The following is a 20,975-nucleotide window of genomic DNA, read 5'->3' as shown; positions in this document are numbered from 1 at the left end:
ATTCTAATTAACTCATAATTTTGCCGGGAATATCATTCTACCATATATTTGTGTAATTAATTCTGTCTAACTACTTAATTGATGCTGAAGATATGTTTCGGAGTTTGCGCTTAAAGCTGCAAAAACGTCGCACCCAAGCAGATATATGAATCGGATTTGTAGATTTACAGTTCCGGCAAGTCGGGACATAGAAAGCATTATGGACTATATTGCCGATCGCAGCGGTTTTGATGCAGCAGAAAGCTTTCTGGACAGAATTAACGATAAGTGTCAAACTCTCTCAAAGTTTCCGAGTATGGGACGGAATCGCAATGAGTTAGGAATGAGAATTAAATAACTTACACTCTTGAAAGTGGGGTGGGCGTCCCGCCCGCCCTTTTTGGACGGGCGGGACGCCCATCCCACCATAACAATTAAAATTGTAAGTTATTTAATTCGCGATCCTTAATGGAAAATGTACGGAGTTTCCCGATCGACGATTACCTCATTTTCTACAGTCCGATTGAAGCAGGAATTGAAGTTCTGCGGGTTGTTAGCGGCTACCGAGATTTAGAAGATTTATTCTCTGAGTGAACTGTATCGAGTTTCTTATATTATGAAAGCGATTGAAACCACCGGAAACATTGACGGTCGAGGGATGCTTTGTATCGATCGACCCCTTGCTATTGTAAGCCACAGCCACGTTCGGATTATTGTTTTAGTACCGGAAGACACTGACATCGATCCGGATGATGACCCCACTGAAACTGTCCTCGAAGGGCTTCAGCAAGGCTTCCATGAGGCAATTACCGGACAAACTCTCCCCTTGTCCCAACTGTGGAATTGATAGAGAATTAGGGAAATCAACAAGCAAAATGATTCAACCCATACCGAAAATATCCATCAAACCTGGATACCGTCCCCAGTCGGATGATAAAACTCCTGAAGCTGATGCAATTGATTTTTACCTACTGCGGCAACTCACCAATTCCCAACGGTGGCAAATGGGGGCAAAATTAAATCGTTGGGCAAAAACTGTTAGCTTGCGCGGGATGAAAAAAGCTTGTCTCTCAACCTACAAAGAGCGATTTGCTCGATCGATATTAGGTAGCAAGTGGTTGCCAATTTTAACCCCCACCAGTGAGCCCTCTATGTGGACGCAAGACCCCAGCGAAATTGCTAGACTGCTGCACCCAATTTTTGAAACATTAGGTGTCTCTTATTATATTACAGGAGGCGTTGCCGCTTCGGTCTATGGCGACCCGAGAACAACACGCGATTTAGATTTAGTAATTGAATTGCTCCGGGACAATATTTTTCAATTAGTTGAAGCACTAGAAACGGCTGGTTTTTACTGCCCTCCGGGTTCGGTAAAAGATATTCAAGAGGGTAGAGGGATGGTGTTGAGCGTCACTCACATGACTTTAGTATTGAACGCTGATATTGTGCTGAATTCTAATACTGAATTCGATCGCTCAAAAATGGCAAGACGACGATTAGAAGCGCTTGACGAAGCTGGTGTAGAACAATTTTGGGTTGCTTCTCCTGAAGATATTGTGTTGTCAAAACTGCTCTGGCGGCAACAGTCTCAGTCTCAAAAACAATGGAATGATGTTTTGGGAATTCTGAAAGTCTAATCTGAGAATTTGGATCGGGGTTACTTAACAGAGTGGGCCCAACAATTGGGGTTGATTGATGATTTGAACCTAGCTTTTACTGAATCAGGGATTTGATGCGATCGCAATTCGCGCAGTGCGATAGGGAAAAAGGTCGATCGATAGTAGAGGAAATAGTGCAATGGATCGACTAACTGAGTATCCCAAAGTAATAGAGCATATTTTAACCGAGTATCTATAATTGTACCGCCATCCTCAACCAGACATCGAGACATTCTTGATTACCGACGAACAAAACAGTCATTAATTCTCCAATTCTTAAATCTAAAATCGATTTACTGTCAAAGTTCGGATTCGCGATCGCAAATTCTGGATCTAGGAAGACTGGACAGAAGATGGAATTGCAACAGATTTGGTGCGTGCAGGGGTTCCCAAGAAAGATATTGTGTTGGCAATTCACGATCCCAGGATGCGCCAATAGAAGGATTTTGCAGCCGCTTCATAACGCTTATTCAACTTCACTCCAGCGACCAAAAATTGACCGGGCAACCATCCTGAAAAACTAGCAATTCTCCAGGTTTAATTTGCGTCCAAACTTCGTTATCAGTCAGCGGAAAAGTGGCAATAACAGCCACGCGATCGTCCTCCTTTGTCAGTTCCCGGAAATCGACAGTTACATCTTCGTCGATCGAGTGCGCGCTAGCAAAAGGTGCTTGTCGCACAATATAATGCAGATTTGTAGAACAATGCACAAACAAATGTTCTCCATCAGAAAGTAAATAATTGAAAACTCCGTGTTGTGCCAAAGTTTTAGTAATTTCCTCCAGTACCGCGTAAATTTCCGCTAAAACAGGCTTGCTTTGAGGAAAAGTGGATCGCAGCTTTTCTAATATCAAACAGAATGCATTTTCGCTGTCAGTCTGACCAACTGGTTTGTAAAATCCTGCACTTTCAGGATGAAAACTTTCCAGATTTCCGTTGTGAGCAAACACCCAATAACGCCCCCAAAGTTCCCGAATAAAAGGGTGGCAGTTTTCCAGAGCAATTTCGCCTTGGGTAGCTTTGCGGATGTGAGCAATGACATTAGTTGAATGAATGGGATAGCGACGCACTACTTCAGCAACCGGAGAAGCAATCGCAGGTTTAGAGTCTATAAAAAGGCGACATCCCAAACCTTCAAAAAAAGCAATTCCCCAACCGTCTTGATGAACGTCCGTTTTGCCGCCTCTTGCAGAAAAACCCTCAAAAGAAAAGCAAATATCTGTCGGAACATTGCAGTTCATTCCCAGTAATTGGCACATAGCTTTTAAGTCTCTGGAGTGTGGATTGATTGCGCCGCTATTGGCAGCTACAGATTTGCGGTGATAATATTATAGTATTAACTGGTTAAATAAGTTAAAGACTCTTAATATTTTTGCTTTGTCAACCGTAATGATACTGAAGTTAAAAAGTTGGCGATTGCTAAAAAAATCGCTTGTGTTTCCTGAACGATTTTAACCGATAACTTGCTCTGCACTGTTTACCGTGCAAACAGCGAGTATAAAGTGTTAGCCGATCTCCGGGAAGGCATTGATAGCACTTTGATGATTTTGCAGCACCGTTTGAAGGCCCATAATAACCAGCAAGCAATTCAAGTCATCAAAAATTATGGAAAGATTAGTTTGCTTAAATGCTCTTGGAACTGAATCAGGTGTTTATGAATCTTACTGCAAAAGGCGCTTGATGCTTTATAAAAAGCTAAGCAATGGTGTATTTTGGCATCGATTGCATCCGCACCCAACATCATTAATATTACGGCTTAATTATCCGAGCGACAGCACAATATTTTGATTACAATCAAAGACCATGGGACAGGAATGTATGATGAAATAATATCGGACATTTTTGACTTTTCATTCACTACAAAAGCTGTTGGGAAAGGAACGGGAACCGGATTGTCAATCAGCCGTCACATAGTTGAATAAACCGAGGGTGGCAGTTTGACTGGTTCGTCAGTTTTGGGAGAAGAAACGGAATTTACGATCGCCCTTCATCTAGAATAGTGCGTGAAGGGTAGCTATCCCGTAGGGAATCGCCCTTTTTCTCACTTTTTTCACCCTATCTCACAAACTATAATAAAAATGAAAAATCATAAGTGCGATCGACAAATTGGGAAAATCCTGAGCAGCTTAATCGTAGGATTCGGATTGCAGGCATTATTCAGCATTTCAGCCTTAGCAGAAACGACAGATCCTGAAACTACAGCAAATAGTGCAAATTCCGAATATCCAGTTAATGAATGGTATCAATTACCCGCACCGACAAATAATCTACCGGATAATTTCGATCGTAATCCCGATCGACAATCAGTCGGAAATTCTCACAATGTAGATGTAACTTCACCGGTAAACCCTACATCGGAGCCGCCCCTACCTATAGCGAGTGAGATAGAAACTCACATATCCGAAGCCAGCGAAACGCAGCCCGCAGAAATACCTCCGTTAGTTGAAGAAAATAAATTAGAAAATTCCCCATTAATTTACCCTGCTGACAACTCAATAGAACAAGTTACATCAGTTTCCCAACTCAGCGACGTACAGCCGACAGACTGGGCATTTCAAGCACTGCAATCCTTAGTAGAAAGATACGGCTGCATAGCTGGATACCCCGACGGAACCTATCGCGGAAACCGGGCCGTCACCCGCTATGAATTTGCAGCCGGAATCAATGCTTGTTTAGATAAAATCCGGGAGTACACCGCCAAAGAAACCGAAAATCAAGTCAACAGAAATGATTTGATAAAAATGCAAAAATTGCAAGAAGAATTTGCCGCAGAAATTGCCACGCTGCGAGGTCAAACCGACCTCCTAGAAGCGCGAGCTACCGAACTAGAAGCCAATCAATTTTCAACAACAACTAAGCTATCAGGATTCACCGTTTTTGGAATACAAGGGCGCACTCCCAACCGTGCAGATCGCGCTCCCAGAGACGGCAAAAGGGATACCAAAGACCCCGGTACAAATGTCAACTCGATCAACTTCACTCAATTATATTTAACCACTCAATTTAGTCCCCGCAGTAACTTATTAATCGGTTTTTACAACCAGAACGGAAGCAATTCACCACAATTAACCGAAGACGTAAACGTTGCTTATAATTTAGGCGAAACTCCTGGATTTACTATCAGCGACCTCAACTACCGCTTTCTGGTCGGTGACAAATTGGCAGTGTTTGCAGGGACAGCAGGAGTTAACATGATTACAGCTTTTCGAGGGCCGAATCGGGCCGAAAGTGCAGCTTCCGGCCCCCTTTCTGCCTTCGCCCAAAGAAACCCTATTTTGAACACTGGTTTAGGTTTAGGCGGCATCGGCATTGACTGGCAATTTGCGAATCGAGCCAGTTTGCAAGCAGTTTATTCTACTAACATTCCCGGATTCTTTGTTAGTTCTAACGGGTCTAAAGGACACAATACATTGGGTCTACAACTAACTCTGACACCAGCCGATCCAGTTGATGTTACTGTCTATTATGTTAACGATTATTCGCCGGATGGTAATTTGATTAGTTTGGCAGGCGATCGCCAATTGACTGCTATCAATCCTAGCACAAATAAGTCCGAACCTCTGGAAACAAATGCAGTTGGAGCAACTTTAAACTGGCGCATTTCATCGCGAGTTTCTTTGGGAGGTTGGGCTGGTTATACTAATTCTCGCATTCCGGGTAAATCTGGTACGGTAGCAACTACAAATTATATGGTTTTTGTCAATTTCCCCGATTTGTTTAAATCAGGAAATTTAGGAGGAATTTATATCGGGCAACCGCCTAAAATTGTCAGCAGCAATTTACCTACAGGCAATAACGTTCCTGATTTTTTAGATACGGGTTTAGGGCGATCGGGCGGGCAACCCGGAACGACTACTCATGTAGAGGTATTCTACCGCTGGCAGGTGAATGATAATATCAGCGTCACCCCTGGATTGATCTTGATTTTTCAACCCGGTCACACTCCCGATAGCGACCCGATCTCAGTTGGTGTATTGAGAACTTCATTTTCTTTTTAAGAGTGTAATGCTGTGACGGCGGGTTGATATCAATTCCGCTCTTCATCGGAATGATATAAACGGAGGACACGGCAGTGCCGTGTCCCTACCACGATCAATTGTAGGGACACGGCAGTGCCGTGTCCTCTGTATCATTCGAGTGCAGCCGGAAACGATATTACTGGATCGAATCGCCAATTGCAAACAATTTTGGTCAACCCCCTCCGGAGGAACCGCCCACAAGAAAATTTTATTTTGTGGAACAGGCATCCTGCCTGTTAAGCGAGAAAAGTCCTTTTCGGTCAGCCGACAGTAATTCAAACCCCAGCGGGATGTCCTAATATTTTTTCTCAGTAAAAACCCGCTATCTTTACTGAAACTTTACACTTAATAGTAATTTCTCCGTTTGGATATTTTTTACCTCCATACAAATACGTAATTATTAAGTTTAAAAAAATACGCATTAACACGCTTGAAATATAATTTTTTCTCACTTAATCTATTATTAATAAGCAGTAGTAATACTTCTTTAAAGTTTAGGTTTAGATAAATATGATTAAATCCACGGGCTATTTTTGGTGTCTGAGCTTTGCTGTAATTTCTGCTATGACTGCCTATCCCTGTCAGTCACAAACGACGGTAAAATCGCCGATCGATGTAACTGAAACACAGGATATCACAAGTACCGAGTCACCCGATGTTACTAACAGTTCTGTTAGCAACATCGGCAAAACTCCTAACAATTCTAAATCTTTTACCGTCTCAAAATTGAATAGCACACCTTCTGACTCTAGTCCTCCTATAACCACTCCTCAAAATCAATCTGCACGCACAAATCCCTTAGGATGTAGATTTTTCACTACTCCTTCAATGCAACAATAAATTTTCCTACACCTCTGGATAAATAGAATATCATAGCTGAAGAGAGGGCGATCGCTTCCTAGCATCATCCTCTATTTATTTGCGCGATCGTACTTCCTAAGGATCGTCAATTAAATAATTTCCCTTTTTTCTTGTGGGATGGGCGTCCCGCCCGTCTATCGGGGACGGGCGGGACGCCCATCCCACAACAAACAGGAAAAGTGGATTTTATTTAATTCTCATTCCTAAGAAAATTAGATGTAGTAAAAACGATTGATAAAATTAACTCTAGTTAAAATATTATCGGGGAAAGTCTGAAAGTTGTTTGATATCCTTCAAAACTATTTGAGGCTTCCCTTTGTATTGTTCTACCTTACCACTGACATACACATATCCGCGTCCCAGACCCGCATAACGCTTCTCGATTAGCCGCTTCAATGGAGCCATTTCATCGGTTTTAGCATCCGGTATCCACAAATCTAATTTATGATAAACCGATCCAGCATAAATCAGAGCACTTCCGCCGATCCATTTATTAATCCCAGCTTGCAAATCGCAGAAAATAGTAATAGATTTATCTCTCTCAGAAGCAGCTAAGATTTTCGGGTAGTGCAACCTCACAGAAAGTGTTCCTGCGGTTGCTTCTGCCAACCGAAACTCTTCAACAATAGAGCCTCGCATCGACCACCAAGGCAGTAAATTAGCATAATTGCGAGAGGTATTTTTAGCATTGGTAATCGGATTCCAAATCATCAAATTGTAGGCTTTTGCTACAGCTTCACCCTCAGTCATTTGGCGGTGATACAATCGGGATCGCCCGTATTTGACAAAGTAGGGACTCCAGCCTTCTTCAATCAGTTTAAGATTGTAATTTTCTCCATCTTTATGTACGTAACATAGGAGACGCCCGTAGTTATCGCGGTGTTTTTCTAGAGCTACTTCAACCGAATCATCTGTATCAAATTCTATGTCAATTTTAGCAAGTCCACCGCCAGCGGTCGCAAAGTATTTTTTAGCCATTTCCGAAGCTGCTTTCCCCGCCGCAGTTACAGGTTTGGAGCCTCCCGAATGACTTTCTTCTGTATCGACGCAAATTAGGCGCAGAGACTCGGTTTTGCCGTTGAGAGAAATTTTGATGCTGTCACCATCAACTACTTTAGTTACTTGCAGGTTCGGAATTCTGGTGGCCATATTTTGAGCCCTGTTGCACTTGAGATTTGAGGCACATATGGGTATAACTATACACGAGTTCGCTATTAATAGCAACTGTAATTTTTGTTGTTTGTATTAATATTTGCTAACAGTCGCGTATTTTATCAAATCGGGAAAAAAATCTCGAAAATCCGATTCTAAGCGCTGATAGTTAGCTGTCAAATCTTCTATGCCGCTTGCTAAGTTATTTGTCCGCTTAATTCGGGCAGACATTCTTGTAAGAGTGATGCCGATTTCGGCAATTTCCTGATAAGATGAAAGCAAGTCGCGGGCAATTATTGTTGGCAGCAGGCGCTGGAGAGATTCAGGCAATATATCGCGATTGTCTTGCAGGACTTGATAGACATGGCGAGAAAAATCCGGAAGCGGAATTTCTGAATATTCCAGCCAATTTTTAGCCAAGAAGTGGTCGTAAAACACGTCAATCAAAACTCCCGCAAACCTGCGTCTATGGGCGCAAACAAGGCTTTTACTCGATCGCACTGTGGCGTGAGAGTCCGTGTAGCTATCTACTTTGCGGTGCAAATCGATGCCCTTTCTAATTTCTTCGGGATAAAGGTTGACGGCAGAACCTTTGACAAAATCTCCTAAGAGGTTGCCAATCAGGGATTCTGGCGTCCCTTCTGATAAGAATAGATGAGCCAAATAATTCATTGAATCTTTGATAACAAAAGAGCGATCGTCTAACTGTAGTATGCAGGCGATCGCTCCACTCACGCTAAAATATTGCTTGCGATCGGCTACATCTCTCGACGGAACGCTCTAATAGCTTCCCCAATATCACTTTCCGCCATCAAAATATAGAAGTTCTAGATAAGTCATAAACGAATGCGAATCTCTCCCTCTTTAGCATAGATAACAGCTTGCATAGGAGCAAGAAAATCCATCCCTAGCAGACCGTCTACAAAAGTGGTCGCAGGTAACGTGTAGGCAACTATAGGAAAATTTTCTAAACGCTCGCCCAAGCAATTAAACCAAGGCACAGCTACTACTGGTGCTTCCACAATACCACCACCTGCTGATGTCCTAATTCTAAGTAGAGGATTTTGGATATCGCAACCAAGAGCTTCTAATATATTTACCCGCAAGACGGTATAAGTTGAGCCTGTATCAACTAATAATCTGAATTGTCTGACAGTATTACTTGTGCTAGAGGCAGCAGCTTTTAAGACGAGTAAATTTCCGTAACGCGAGCACCTATAAAGTTTTTGTGAAGTCACGACAGCACCGAATATTCATCAGGAATAGGGCCAGTGTATTCTATAGAAATTGACCGAATATCTTTAAATTTTGTCAAAGCTCGGTCTATTTCTTCTCGCTCCGGTGAATGAGCTAAGACTTCACCGCGAATCACATTCCATAAATCGTCGGATTCAGTATCAGCAATTAGCACCCACTCGCGGGGATAGCGATTGCGTATTTCTGCCGCAGTCAAGATTTCCCCTGTGGGTTGGTAATCCGATCCGTTGTTATTTTGAATCAGAACTTGAGAGGGCTGGTTGGTTTCTGCTTGAGTAATTTCTTCATTTAAGAGTTGCCAAAGTCGGCGTTTTTCTTCGAGTTGGAGGGAGGCGATCGCATCTACTAAAACTTGAAAAGGAATTTGCAAATGTACGGTTTCTGGGAACATGGCGCGTCTCAAAGAATGTTAATGAACCAAGGTTATCAATCTGGGGGAAGCGACTTATCTTCAACTTTTAAATTCCTAATCTGTTCGCGAATCACATCGGTTTTTGTTCTACCGCTGTTCGCGCAATAAGCTTCTAGCCGAAGCATTTCTACTTCAGGCAGTCGGATGGTTAGAACTTTAACATTTTTACTCATACTGCAATTATACTGAAAAATGCAGTACAATTATAGCAGATAAATGCGCCTTGGCAGAATGTTGCTGCACCATGCCAAGACGACTTCCCCGAAGTTGAACGTCCAACAAACGAGTAATTTAATTATGATTCAAGATCCAGAAAAAGAACCAGAACGTTGGGATGAGCCGATTTTAGCGGATAACCCCAAGCAAGCGAAACAGGAGTGCCAAAAACGAGCCGCTACCGGGTTGAATTAGAATCTGTAACTCAACCCCGAAAAGTCGAAAATCGCCCTCAAGTATACCGTTGCAACTACAAGGAGAAAGAATAATGGCTGTTCTAGAGTGTGTAAAACCTGGTGCTAAACTCGGTCAAATTATTCTGGCCGTCGATTTGACTGTTGCCGGTGCTGTGGATCGCATTTTAGCAAAAATTCAAGACTTAGGAGATGACCCAGAAATCCGTCATGTCAACTATCCGTCAGGAGTTCACGTGTTGGCAATTCTCAAAGACGAACAGCATTCTGAAGCAGTAGATGATGACTACTTGCTAGAAGATTGGCTGCAAGTAAGGTCGCAAATTAATCCCGATGCCGTTCATTTGTGGCGCGGTAAATAAGCTGTTTTTGCTATAACCGTGAATCTTGGATAACACAAGAGCGATCGCCTAACTGTAGTATGCGGGCGATCGCATCACAAATTTCTTTCAGAAGTAGTGTTGCAGCCTATTGAGAGCTATACTCACCAAATGTTGTCACATACCCCTTAACAGTAACTCCCATATCTAATTCCTCGTGATGAATAAGTAGGTTAGATAATTGGGCAATCAAAAATTCAATCTCGCGACGGTTCTCAAACTGGAGAAAAATACTGCTACCTTCACCCTTAATAATCACCGTTGGAATATCGCTGTCGTCTAACTGTGAATCAATATCTGGGATTATTTGTCTGATTTGCTCTTCAGTCCACATCTGACTCATTCCTCTATCTCCCGTTCAAAAATACAGCGGTATGACTTACCACTCTTATTGAGAATGACACCGCAGAAAGTGCAGCGCCCCTCGCCTCTTAATTCATTATACTCTGCCAACTCACGGCAGCGACGAATAGCAGCTTGCCGATCGCTAGTAGCAACGATTGTGTCTGCATCAAGCCAAACTTTATTTTCAGGGTTTTCTAACATTCCTACACTCTACATTGCCGTAAATATTGCATCATTGTCAATAAACCCAAAGAAACCCGTTTTCTGGCTATTGTGCAAGATTTCAATATTTCAAGTGTGCATCTCATTTTTGCAAATATATTCGTAGGGGAGCTCGCATTCCGGCAGTAAGTCTCTGCTTATAACTAATAAATTATCCGCCGGAATGCGAGCTCCCTTACAAAACTGGGATGCACCCGATTTCAATTATACCGAACAATTAAATCACAGATGAACGCTAATGTAATTATATCTGCGTTCATCTGCGTTCATCGGCGGTTAAAAAATACCCCTACGAACCGCCGCGCAACTTATCCAAAACCGTCCGGTCTTCCAAAGTCGAAGTATCCCCAGAAACCTCTTGTCCCGCAGCTAAAGAACGCAGCAAACGCCGCATAATTTTGCCGCTGCGAGTCTTCGGCAAAGCATCGGTAAATCGAATTTCTCCCGGACGGGCGATCGCCCCAATTTCCTTAACAACGTGCTGCTTCAATTCCTTAGCCAATTCATCGCTAGGTTGCTGCGAGTTGTCCAGCGTGACAAAAGCCACAATTTCCTCACCCTTAATCTCATCCGGTTTACCAACAACCGCAGCTTCCGCCACCGCTGGATGCGATACCAAAGCTGACTCGACTTCCATCGTGCCGAGTCGGTGTCCGGCCACATTAATTACATCGTCAACGCGGCCCATTACCCAGAAATAACCGTCTTTGTCCTTGTGCGCGCCGTCCCCTGCAAAGTACACAAATTCGCCATCTTTCGGGTGCAAATATTCCCAATAAGTGCGGCGGAAGCGATCGGGATCGTTGTAAAGCGTCCGCATCATTCCCGGCCAAGGATGTTTTACCACTAAATAGCCGCCGCTTTCGTTAGTTACTGGTTCGCCATCTTGGTCAACAACATCAGCTACAATTCCGGGGAACGGTAGGGTTGCAGAACCGGGTTTTGTAGGAATTGCACCGGGCAAAGCGGTAATCATAATTCCCCCGGTTTCTGTTTGCCACCAAGTATCGACGATCGGGCAATTCGAGTTGCCAATTACGCGCTGATACCACATCCAAGCTTCGGGATTGATCGGTTCGCCGACGGTTCCTAACAATCGTAAAGATGACAAATCTCTGGCATTTGGCAATTGTTCGCCCATTTTCATAAAGGTGCGAATTGCGGTGGGTGCAGTATAGAAAACTGTGACGCCGTATTTTTCAATTACATCCCAAAAACAGCCGGGATTTGAAGGGCGAGGAGCACCTTCATACATTAAAGTTGTCGCACCGTTGGACAGCGGTCCGTAGACTATGTAACTGTGTCCGGTAATCCAGCCGACATCAGCAGTACACCAGTAAACATCGGTATCTTGGAGGTCGAATATCCACTTGGTTGTCATGTGGGTATAAAGGTTATAACCGCCCGTTGTATGGACGACTCCTTTGGGTTTTCCGGTACTTCCAGAAGTGTAAAGAATGAATAGCATATCTTCGCTATCCATCAGTTCCGCCGGACAATTTGCCGAGGCAGTTTTTTGCAATTCATGCCACCAAACATCGCGCCCAGGTTCCATGTCAATTTGCTGCTTGGTGCGCTGAACTACCAGAACGTTGGTAACGCTGGGTACGGCATTATTTGCTAGTGCTTTGTCTACTTGTGTTTTGAGGCCGACTGCTGTATCTTTGCGGAAGCCACCATCAGCGGTGATGACGAGTTTTGCTTGGCCGTCGTTGAGTCGATCGCGCAATGCTTCTGCACTAAAACCGCCAAAAACAACGCTGTGTACTGCACCGATTCTGGCGCAGGCTAGCATGGCGATCGCAGCTTCGGGAATCATCGGCATATAAATGCCGACGCGATCGCCTTTTTGGACTCCCAATTCCTTAATCACATTCGCCATTTGGCAGACTTCGCGGTGGAGTTGGGCGTAGGTGAGGGTGCGGGAGTCTCCGGGTTCGCCTTCCCAAATCAGGGCGGCTTTATTTTTGCGCCAAGTGGTTAAGTGGCGATCGAGACAATTGTAAGAAATGTTAATTTTGCCGTTGACAAACCATTTAGCAAAAGGCGGTTGCCAGTCGAGCACGGTATCCCAGTTTTGGAACCAGTCTAATTCTTGGGCTGCGAGTTCTGCCCAGAATGCTTGGGGGTCAGCTTTGGCTTTGTCGTAGAGGGCTTGGTACTCTTCTAGGCTTTTGATGTGAGCTTTTTGGGAGAATTCAGCGGGCGGCTGAAATAGCCGTTTTTCATGCAGAATTGATTCGATCGTATCTTGTGACATTGCTGTTAGTTTTTAGTTCAGTTACTCTTTTTAGCTATTGTGTGCATAAGTTGGGACAAAAGTATGTTTATTTTCCTTAAGACTTTGGGGAATTTGGTCAAGGTTGGAGCTGCATGAGAAGTTATAGCACTGGTAAATTGTAAATTCTATCTTGGTACTCATTATCAAATGATGCTTCATAAATCAGAAGCAGTAGTTCAATATTTTGACCGATACTCAGCTTGGAATTCAGGATAAAGATTCCTGGAACATGACCATTTTGCTCTAAATGCTCTGTTAAATGAACTGGCATAGAGCGGCGGTTGTTGGTAACAAGAATGAAGTGGTTTATTTCGCACCAAATAAGAATTTCTGGATCGAGAGTGCCTTTGGAAGGTGCTGTTAGTTCTCCCACTGCTAGAACAACCAGATCGGGATTCCGCCTGCGAATTTGGTTGACATACGCAGGATCGACATTTTCATCAAAGAGATACTGGATTGGCATCAGCTTTGCTCCTTGCCTCTCTTTCTGCTTTAAATTTGCGAAGTTTTTCTGTAACTGGAGGAGGATTACGAGTTTGTTCTTCTCGCATTTTTTCTCCCCATTCCAGCCACTCGGTTATGTACTGACCGACTGCTTCTTTGTTGTGCAGGTAGTACAAAATTGTCGCATAAACCTGTTCGAGGGTGAGGGAGGTATAAATGTTGGCAATTTCTTCGGGAGTTCGAGCGCGAAACAGGTACTCATAAAGAATGGTTTCGATGCCAATACGGGAACCTTTGATCCGAATATCGTCAGGTCTCAGGAAGTTGAAGTAGTCTTCTAGTTGCGTGGTTTGGTTGTTGGCTTCATGAGATTGCTTCTCTTTATTAATTTCTGTTACTTCCGGAACCAGCACAATGACTTCGGCTCGGCTGTTGCGATATAACTTGAGCGGTTCCCCAACGCACAATTGTCCTCGGTCGTCGATCGTTGCCATCACTTTAATTGCTTTCATACAATCTACCCGATTTACAGGAGCGATATCTGGTATGATTATATCATAACAAATCGGATGGTAATGCTTTTATAATTTATTTTATAACTGACATTAACAGCCGATCGCACTAAAGCCATGACCCAAAATTTAGAAGCAAGTCAACTTTCTCTAAACGACGTTCGCCGCCTTCTCAAATTGGAAGAGCGAGAAGGAGATGCCTTCACCGATTTTTTCTCTCTGGAACCGCTGTCAGAATTAGAACAGCAGGAAATATTAAAAATTAGAACTGACTTTCGACGCTACTTATCCGCCGGAAAAGTTTCAGAAGAACTCGTTAAATTTTTAGTACTTTCACCGTTAATGAGATTAGCAGGATTTTTTGATATTCCGATCGTGCTGACAATGGAAGATAGCATCCCGATCGAGGTTGAGGATGGGGATACTTTAATTAAAGGGCGCTTGGATGTTTTAGCCGTAAATCAGCCGGATGCAGAGATAGCGGCGGCACAGTTTTGGATTTTGGTAGTCGAGGCGAAAAATAGTGCGATCGATCCTTGGGTCGGTTTGCCGCAATTGCTGACTTATACTTATAAAAGTTTGCAGCAGCAATCGTCGGTTTGGGGATTGACCACGAATGGACGTAACTATCAGTTTGTGTATCTGACGCGGGGAAATCCTTGTATTTATCAGATTTTACCGGAATTGAATTTGATTGACCGAGAGCGATCGCTCTTGTTGGCGCAAGTCTTGAAAGCTATTTGCAAGTTGCAGAATGTGCAGTTGCAGTTGGCTTAATCTCTCAGGTTAAAATCTGTGCTTACCCATAAGGCCTAGACAAATATTTTGTAACATCGGGGGAAACACCTTTAGTCGCTAATCGCCCTTTCTCGCGGGCTCCAAATGTTGTTAACTTCTGTATATAAACTGCCGCTTTAATGATAAATTAAGATTTGTTATAAATTTGCTTTTCTGAGTGACAAAATACAAGTCGTTCTCTAGAATTAGAAACGGAGAGACCCTGAAACTGAACCTAAGAAAGTGTCTGAACTGAGACAAAATTTAATTACCAGAGAGTGGGTAATCATCGCCACCGAACGGGCGACAAGACCGGATCAATTTGCTAACAAAAAAAAGTTGGCAGCAGCAGTGCCACCGCACCGTATCGATTGCCCGTTTTGCGTGGGAAATGAGGAAGACGGAACCTTAGAAACTTGCCGTTTGGGCGATCGTACTGCCTGGAAAGTCAGGGCAATTTACAACAAATATCCCGCACTCTCCCCGACAGCAGAATGGATGAGGATATCATCGGGAATTCACCGCACGATGGCGGGAATCGGCATTCACGAAGTAATTGTAGAACACCCGCGACACGATTTGACGACAGCTTTGTTGAGCATAGAAGAAGTTGCCAACATACTTTTAGTATACCGCCAGCGCTATGTAGAAATTAGAAAAAATCCCTACATTGAAACAATTATTATCTTCAAAAATCACGGGGAAACTGCCGGAACTTCTCTCGAACATCCCCACTCGCAGATAGCAGCGACGCCAGTTGTACCCAGCCAATTTCGCAGCCGCATCGACGAAGCTATTAGATATTTTGACGACACGGGAGAATGTCTGTTTTGCCGGACTTTGGAAGACGAATTAGCTGCGGTAGAAAGAGTGATTTGTGAGAGTGAACATTTTGTGGCTTTTATCCCTTACGCTGCACTTTCACCGTTTCACACTTGGATTTTTCCGCGCCGACATTCCTCTTCATTTGATGACCTTACTGATGGGGAAATTACGGATCTTGCTGATACTTTGAAAACTGTACTGGCTAAGCTTTATTACGGATTGAACAATCCTGATTACAACTATACTATTCGATCTGTGCCGATCGCCGAAGGGGGAACAAAATACTTTCACTGGTATATCGCAATTATTCCCAGAGTCACCAAGCAAGCTGGATTTGAGCTGGGCAGCGGGATGTTTATCAATACTGCTTTGCCCGAAGAAAGTGCGGCGTTTTTGCGATCGATCGAATTTCCTAGCGAAAGTCATTTCCCGCCGATATAAAGTCTCCTGCATCACAATACCTCAAATTGTAGTGGAAATGCACGCAGGCATTTTGAGTTGCGAGTCTGTGTTGGGGAAAGAAACTGATATTATTTGAAATTTGATATTTGAGATTAGAAAATTGGGAATGAGGGATGACCTAATAGTTTAGATCGCAGCTTACAGTTGCATTCTTTTTTTGAAAATCGTATCATTTACGAGCTCAAGCTATGAACATACAAAGACTAAAGACTGATGAATTTTACCCAACTCACAATAAACTTTCGACATACTGCCAGCAGTCGTCGCTAAAAGTAGCTCTCAACATATCTCTAATTTTAGCGTCGATCGATAATATCCCCTCCCCAGAGTCGCCATTCTCGTTGATTTCGCAACTGTCATCAGACAAATGTTCTTGGAGGTGGGCGAGAGTATCGGCGAAATTAGCCAGAAAATAATGTTCCTGCACCCACGCTGTCGGATCTGGTATTGCTGCACTCGCAAAAGCCCGATCGACTAAATCTTTTTTTGCCACATCGTCAGTCTGGTTTTTCATGTTGAGTTCGATTTAGATAAAATGTGCAACCGATCCAATCTTAAGCTTAATTTTCAACAGGATAGCGATCGCGATCGACCACTGCTGTGACAAATTCGTGTAATTTGTGCGATCGCGATCGTGATATTTTTATCACTTCCGTGTTATTATAACAGATCAAACTCGATGACCCATTATTTTCACCTCCGGCAAAATACACTTGGGCAGCATCCCGTGAACTCCTTTTTGAGGCTTGTTGACCACCTGCGTAATCCGAAAATTGGCAGCTATCGAACACAAAACATAAGCATCTTCCTCTTTCAAACCCCCAAAAGTTTGCAGCCAATAAATCATTTGTTTTAGTGCCAACTCAAAAGCCTCATCTAACGTCCGCCCGAACCCCATAACCATAATATCAGCAGGCGTTTCCGCAAAAGGAAAATCCAGCAATAAATCCTTCCGTAAAATAATTTTAATAGTGCCGTTCATCGAAGTTTCAATGGCAGTACCGTCAACTTCACCGTCTCCTTGTGCCGAATGCCCGTCGCCGATGGACAGTAAACCGCCGCGCAGAAAAACAGGTAAAAATAACCGCGTTCCTGGTTGGAGTTCCTGATTGTCCATATTGCCGCCGTAGCGCTGTGGAGGAATAGAAGAACGGTTGATTTCTGAATTGGCAACGCCGATAATGCCAAAAAAAGGATGCAGGGGAATCCGAATGCCGCTACCTGAGGGAAATTCTGCAATTTTTTGCTCTAAATCTAGCGGCATAAACCGCAATTTAGGTTCGGAGAAATGCTCAGGCAAAGAACCCCATCCAGCGCGAATTGCATTAAATCCTACTGGTAAACTCGGGTAAACATCCTCAATGTGAATTTCTAAAACGTCTCCAGGTTCGGCATCATTAACATAAATTGGGCCTGTCAGCAAGTGGGGCCCGGGGCCAACTTTGCGGTTGGGAGGCAAATTCTGACAAATATCTAACAATTCGGGGGTGAGAAATTCGGGCGGGGCCTTGTCAGCAACATAATATCCTGAATAGGTTTCGATATCGATGCGATCGCCCGAATCCACCCTTAAAGCAGGTTCGATATTCGGAGAGAAACCGCCTAAGTGTACGGTGTTGCAGTTAGCTTTGAGAAGGTGGCGGGTCATGGGATTTTAGATTTTAGATTTTAGATTTTAGATTGAAGGAAGGGTGTTAAGAATGTTATATCGCAATCCTAAATCATTTTAGACTTTAGATTTTAGATTTTAGATTTTAGATTTTAGATTTTAGATTTTAGATTGAAGGAAGGGTGTTAAGAATGTTATATCACAAGTCTCAATCATTTTTGATAATTTTTTTTAAATGAACCGCAGAGGGCGCAGAGGGCGCAGAGAAAGAGAATTGAGAGACCGGAAGATGTGAAAAAATGGTTGAAGTTTGTTAGATGTGAGATATTTTACTAATTTTTTAACTTTTTGATAACGTTGGTAGTTTAAAATTTAAAGTTGGCGGGGCTGGTTTATATGTATTTGGTGGGGGAGTTCTGTTTTGCTGGTGAAACCACCCCTACAACTAATGACCGAAAGCATCCAGGATACAAGCCCCCGGATTCATCCCTGGAGAAATAAAAAACCTGTATCCGATAAAGGAACCCCCGAATTTATCCGTGGGCTCGCCTCTAAAATCTAAAATCTAAAATCTAAAATCTAAAATCGATTGACTAATGACTTATGTTAACGCCTTTGCCCAATAAAGTAGAAATTTCTCAAGGTTATTCTCGCAATCCCTGGTTTTTTGCTGTTTTGATTTTGATTGTCCTTTTGCTAGGTTTCATGATGCAATCTTACCTTAACAAACCTCAGCTTTTAACCGATCCGTTTCTGCAACTCCCAACAGCCAACTCGGTGCGAGTTGTCTGGTTCACAGAGTTTGCCGGTACTCGCAACACTGTTGCCTACGGCGAAAATTTGAATCAAGTTGTGACGGCAAATACTACGAAGCTAAGCCGCACTCGCGAAGACAAAGACTCGCGCATCTCCGATGAAATGAAACAAAGCATAATTGATAGCAATCCAATTGTCCGCGACATCTGGCGCCATGAAGCAGAAGTCCCCAATTTAATGCCCGGTGTTCCCATTCCTTATCGAGTCACCAGCGAAAGGAAAGACGGCGCATCTGTCAGCAGCAAAGTTTTCACTCTTTCTCCGACACCAGCAGCAGGAATTGCGCTTAAAATCCTCCTCACTTCCGACCATCAATTGATGCCTATGACAGCAGCCAATCTCCAGAAAGTAGCCGAAACAATTGGGAGAGTTGACGCGGTTTTTATGGCAGGAGATTTAATTAATATACCCGATCGCGCTTCTGAATGGTTTGACGAAAATCGCGGTCGCGCCTTCTTTCCCGCTATGCAAGGTCGCGCCTTTTCCGAACTGGACAAAAACGGCATCAAAACCGTTTACAGCGGCGGCGAACTGATCCAACACGCGCCTTTATTTCCCGCCATTGGCAATCACGAAATTATGGGTCGCTTTGCAACCAACAGCACACTCGGTGACCAATTTAACGATCCTTTTCCCCGCGCCGCTGCCGAGAAAATATACGCTCAACGTGCTGCATCTTTGAATCCCAATAATGACCCTTCAGTGCGCGAAACCTGGCTGAAAAACAATACTTTTAATAGCGATACCTATGACGAAATTTTCAATTTACCAGGGGGCAAAAAAAAATACTATGCTGTGACTTTTGGGGACGTGCGGTTAGTAACTTTGTATGTTACGAATATCTGGCGGACTCCGAATTTAGATCCGGGTGCCAGAGGCAGGTATCGCGAACGGGACGAAGATTTTAATAATGCCGAAAAATGGGGCTGCGGACAGCATATTTTTGAGCCGATTGTCAAGGGCAGCGCTCAATATACTTGGCTGCAACAAGAGTTAAACAGTTCCCAATTCCAGCAGGCAAAATATAAAATTGTGATGTTTCACCACCCGCCGCATTCTCTGGGTGACAATATTGTACCTGCTTATACCGATCCAGTGCAAATAGTCGATCGCGCTCTTGATGGCGAGATTAAAATGGTGCGTTACGAGTATCCGAAACAGCAAGATTATCTGATTCGGGATGTAGTGCCGCTACTAGAAACAGCGGGGGTGCAGTTGGTATTTTACGGACATTCGCACTTGTGGAATCGGTTTGTAAGTTCCAGCGGAATGCACTTTTTGGAAACTTCTAATGTGGGCAACAGTTACGGTGCTTTTGCGGGGGAAAAGCGCCGATTTGTGCCGCCGGGATATCGGGAAGATTACAGCGCTATTGGAGACCCGAACGGATTGGAACCTGTGGTGCCGACTGTTGCGCCTTTGTTGGGAGAAGACGGGCGGCCGCTGCCGTATATTGATAGCAATGATATTACGGCTTTTACTATTTTTGATACGGGGGAGGGTACGGTTAGCAGCTACTATTTTGATACGCGGAAACCCGAATCGGAAGTGGTGAAGTTTGACGAGTTTAAGTTGAAAATTTCATAAATTGATTGAGTAGGGACAGGGCAGTGTTCAAAGCGTCTCAACTTAAGACTAAAACCCTCTATTTCTCTCGTTTATATCCAAGTCTCGATCCCCCTGAATCCCCCTTAAGAAGGGGGACTTTGAAGACTCCAGTCCCCCCTTGTTAAGGAGGGTTAGGCAAGGTAGATTAATTGTCACAGGATAAAGGTATCATAGAAGAGGCGATCGGGTATTTGGAACTTGTAAGACTATCAAGTCATGGAGTGCATCAACAATGAATTTAATTGAAGCAATTAAATCTGTTCCCGAGCCTCGACAACCGAGAGGAATCAGACATCATTTATGGCTGATACTAACAATAATTTTATTAGGCAGTTGTACGGGATATTGGGGCTATAAGCCCTTGGTTGATTTTACCACAAATCATCGAGCCACCCCGAAGTGTTGAAAGTGAATAAATAAGTGATAAAAATTGCCCAAAATCTGTTAAAATTGGGCTAAAGATGAAAAACTATCTATTAATAATGATTGTAAATCACTTTCCCAAGATTGTCAAAAATATCCTCAAAGGGCTAGCAAAAAATGATTATCCAGTTTTGAAGATCCGCCTTTTTGTCGAGTGTTGGTTAGCTTATGTCCTGGATAATAGCTTAACTCGTCAAGCGCGATTTGTTTAAACGAATAAACCCTACAGGATTTGAGGTTGATATTTCAACATTTTCCCTCTACTCGCCTTGAGTTTTCCTATTTCTTGTTCTAGCTATAAAATTCGGGAGTTTAGTTTAATTGTGACGCTCGCCTGAAAGACAATGATTTCCACCAGTTGTTCCGGAGCCAACTGTATCAGGATTTCACGGTCTAGTTCAAGAGGGAGGTTTTTTTGCATAATTGTAATATTCCGCCGAGAATGTCACACTTGTCAATACCCTCTGACCTGAATCCTTACACCGAATGTCTATGAGCCAATCTACGCAATTCAACAGAGAAT

Annotated in this window: 25 protein-coding genes and 2 pseudogenes; 14 read left to right on the top strand and 13 right to left on the bottom strand. The window is 43.4% G+C overall.

Annotated elements, in window-relative coordinates:
• The first annotated feature begins 145 nt into the window (after positions 1-145).
• The 5 genes and pseudogenes from QUA99_RS16185 to QUA99_RS16165 all read left to right on the top strand — a co-directional run.
• Complete coding sequence (locus tag QUA99_RS16185; RefSeq protein ID WP_333238317.1) at positions 146-337, top strand: type II toxin-antitoxin system RelE/ParE family toxin; 192 nt, start codon at positions 146-148, stop codon at positions 335-337.
• 110 nt (positions 338-447) lie between these two features.
• Positions 448-573: a hypothetical protein gene (locus QUA99_RS16180; RefSeq protein ID WP_333238319.1), complete on the top strand. Its 126-nt coding sequence runs from the start codon at positions 448-450 to the stop codon at positions 571-573.
• Between the two features lie 22 nt (positions 574-595).
• Entirely contained in the window at positions 596-826 is a 231-nt protein-coding gene (locus QUA99_RS16175; protein WP_333238321.1) for a type II toxin-antitoxin system RelN family antitoxin, read from the top strand.
• Between the two features lie 28 nt (positions 827-854).
• Entirely contained in the window at positions 855-1,616 is a 762-nt protein-coding gene (locus QUA99_RS16170) for a hypothetical protein (RefSeq protein ID WP_333238323.1), read from the top strand.
• A 370-nt stretch (positions 1,617-1,986) separates the two neighbouring features.
• Positions 1,987-2,076 (top strand): annotated as a pseudogene (locus QUA99_RS16165) (element excision factor XisI family protein); the annotation flags it as partial.
• A 37-nt stretch (positions 2,077-2,113) separates the two neighbouring features.
• Here QUA99_RS16165 and QUA99_RS16160 read toward each other — a convergent pair.
• Positions 2,114-2,896: a class II glutamine amidotransferase gene (locus QUA99_RS16160; RefSeq protein WP_333238325.1), complete on the bottom strand. Its 783-nt coding sequence runs from the start codon at positions 2,894-2,896 to the stop codon at positions 2,114-2,116.
• Positions 2,897-3,421: 525 nt separating this feature from the next.
• Here QUA99_RS16160 and QUA99_RS33145 point away from each other — a divergent pair.
• From QUA99_RS33145 to QUA99_RS16150, 3 genes are all read left to right on the top strand, one after another.
• A complete protein-coding gene (locus QUA99_RS33145; protein ID WP_445251015.1) occupies positions 3,422-3,559 on the top strand; it encodes an ATP-binding protein in 138 nt (45 codons plus the stop codon).
• Between the two features lie 156 nt (positions 3,560-3,715).
• A complete protein-coding gene (locus tag QUA99_RS16155) occupies positions 3,716-5,635 on the top strand; it encodes an iron uptake porin (RefSeq protein WP_333238327.1) in 1,920 nt (639 codons plus the stop codon).
• Positions 5,636-6,166: 531 nt separating this feature from the next.
• Positions 6,167-6,496 carry a hypothetical protein gene (locus QUA99_RS16150; protein ID WP_333238329.1) on the top strand — a complete coding sequence of 110 codons (330 nt, stop codon included), beginning with the start codon at positions 6,167-6,169 and terminating at the stop codon, positions 6,494-6,496.
• Between the two features lie 279 nt (positions 6,497-6,775).
• On the opposite strand, the gene QUA99_RS16145 is transcribed toward QUA99_RS16150, so the two are convergent.
• From QUA99_RS16145 to QUA99_RS16125, 5 genes are all read right to left on the bottom strand, one after another.
• Positions 6,776-7,666: a thermonuclease family protein gene (locus QUA99_RS16145; protein ID WP_333238331.1), complete on the bottom strand. Its 891-nt coding sequence runs from the start codon at positions 7,664-7,666 to the stop codon at positions 6,776-6,778.
• Positions 7,667-7,762: 96 nt separating this feature from the next.
• Complete coding sequence (locus tag QUA99_RS16140) at positions 7,763-8,404, bottom strand: ACP phosphodiesterase (protein ID WP_333238333.1); 642 nt, start codon at positions 8,402-8,404, stop codon at positions 7,763-7,765.
• Between the two features lie 101 nt (positions 8,405-8,505).
• Positions 8,506-8,907 (bottom strand): retropepsin-like aspartic protease, encoded by a 402-nt coding sequence (locus QUA99_RS16135; protein ID WP_333238335.1) that lies wholly within the window; start codon positions 8,905-8,907, stop codon positions 8,506-8,508.
• Positions 8,904-9,317, bottom strand: a complete 414-nt coding sequence (locus tag QUA99_RS16130) for a hypothetical protein (protein ID WP_333238336.1) — start codon at positions 9,315-9,317, stop codon at positions 8,904-8,906. Before QUA99_RS16130 ends, QUA99_RS16135 begins: the two co-directional genes overlap by 4 nt.
• Positions 9,318-9,352: 35 nt before the next feature.
• On the bottom strand, positions 9,353-9,511 hold the full coding sequence (locus QUA99_RS16125; RefSeq protein WP_333238338.1) for a hypothetical protein: 159 nt from the start codon (positions 9,509-9,511) through the stop codon (positions 9,353-9,355).
• A gap of 43 nt (positions 9,512-9,554) precedes the next feature.
• Between QUA99_RS16125 and QUA99_RS16120 the strand changes: the two genes are divergently transcribed.
• Positions 9,555-9,749: a hypothetical protein gene (locus QUA99_RS16120; RefSeq protein ID WP_333238340.1), complete on the top strand. Its 195-nt coding sequence runs from the start codon at positions 9,555-9,557 to the stop codon at positions 9,747-9,749.
• Between the two features lie 73 nt (positions 9,750-9,822).
• A complete protein-coding gene (locus QUA99_RS16115) occupies positions 9,823-10,110 on the top strand; it encodes a hypothetical protein (RefSeq protein WP_333238342.1) in 288 nt (95 codons plus the stop codon).
• Positions 10,111-10,216: 106 nt separating this feature from the next.
• On the opposite strand, the gene QUA99_RS16110 is transcribed toward QUA99_RS16115, so the two are convergent.
• The 5 genes from QUA99_RS16110 to QUA99_RS16090 form a co-directional block, all read right to left on the bottom strand.
• The gene (locus QUA99_RS16110; RefSeq protein ID WP_333104263.1) at positions 10,217-10,471 is read right to left on the bottom strand and encodes a hypothetical protein; all 255 of its coding nucleotides are present in this window, start codon (positions 10,469-10,471) and stop codon (positions 10,217-10,219) included.
• Complete coding sequence (locus QUA99_RS16105; RefSeq protein WP_333104262.1) at positions 10,468-10,674, bottom strand: hypothetical protein; 207 nt, start codon at positions 10,672-10,674, stop codon at positions 10,468-10,470. The genes QUA99_RS16110 and QUA99_RS16105 overlap by 4 nt, the downstream gene beginning before the upstream one ends.
• A 310-nt stretch (positions 10,675-10,984) precedes the next feature.
• Positions 10,985-12,955: an acetate--CoA ligase gene (gene acs, locus QUA99_RS16100; RefSeq protein ID WP_333238344.1), complete on the bottom strand. Its 1,971-nt coding sequence runs from the start codon at positions 12,953-12,955 to the stop codon at positions 10,985-10,987.
• 121 nt (positions 12,956-13,076) lie between these two features.
• Entirely contained in the window at positions 13,077-13,439 is a 363-nt protein-coding gene (locus tag QUA99_RS16095; protein WP_333238346.1) for a DUF5615 family PIN-like protein, read from the bottom strand.
• Positions 13,417-13,932, bottom strand: coding sequence for a DUF433 domain-containing protein (locus QUA99_RS16090; protein WP_445251014.1), 516 nt, complete (start codon positions 13,930-13,932; stop codon positions 13,417-13,419). Before QUA99_RS16090 ends, QUA99_RS16095 begins: the two co-directional genes overlap by 23 nt.
• A gap of 117 nt (positions 13,933-14,049) precedes the next feature.
• Here QUA99_RS16090 and QUA99_RS16085 point away from each other — a divergent pair, with 117 nt between their 5' ends.
• Positions 14,050-14,709, top strand: a complete 660-nt coding sequence (locus QUA99_RS16085; protein WP_333238348.1) for a restriction endonuclease subunit R — start codon at positions 14,050-14,052, stop codon at positions 14,707-14,709.
• Positions 14,710-14,952: 243 nt separating this feature from the next.
• Positions 14,953-15,975 carry a galactose-1-phosphate uridylyltransferase gene (gene galT, locus QUA99_RS16080; RefSeq protein WP_333238350.1) on the top strand — a complete coding sequence of 341 codons (1,023 nt, stop codon included), beginning with the start codon at positions 14,953-14,955 and terminating at the stop codon, positions 15,973-15,975.
• A 250-nt stretch (positions 15,976-16,225) separates the two neighbouring features.
• On the opposite strand, the gene QUA99_RS16075 is transcribed toward galT, so the two are convergent.
• Together QUA99_RS16075 and QUA99_RS16070 are read right to left on the bottom strand one after the other, a co-directional pair.
• A complete protein-coding gene (locus QUA99_RS16075; protein WP_333238352.1) occupies positions 16,226-16,510 on the bottom strand; it encodes a hypothetical protein in 285 nt (94 codons plus the stop codon).
• A 156-nt stretch (positions 16,511-16,666) separates the two neighbouring features.
• The gene (locus tag QUA99_RS16070) at positions 16,667-17,644 is read right to left on the bottom strand and encodes an acetamidase/formamidase family protein (protein WP_333238354.1); all 978 of its coding nucleotides are present in this window, start codon (positions 17,642-17,644) and stop codon (positions 16,667-16,669) included.
• Between the two features lie 564 nt (positions 17,645-18,208).
• Between QUA99_RS16070 and QUA99_RS16065 the strand changes: the two genes are divergently transcribed.
• On the top strand, positions 18,209-20,008 hold the full coding sequence (locus QUA99_RS16065; RefSeq protein WP_333238356.1) for a metallophosphoesterase: 1,800 nt from the start codon (positions 18,209-18,211) through the stop codon (positions 20,006-20,008).
• A gap of 503 nt (positions 20,009-20,511) precedes the next feature.
• A pseudogene (locus tag QUA99_RS16060) lies at positions 20,512-20,710 on the top strand (IS4-like element ISAva3 family transposase); the annotation flags it as partial.
• Positions 20,711-20,975: the final 265 nt, after the last annotated feature.

Origin of the sequence: Microcoleus sp. F10-B2 (genome assembly GCF_036704965.1) — a bacterium.
Lineage (GTDB): Bacteria > Cyanobacteriota > Cyanobacteriia > Cyanobacteriales > Microcoleaceae > Microcoleus.
Note: the sequence above shows the minus strand (reverse complement) of the source record. Positions and strands in the feature narration are given on the sequence as shown.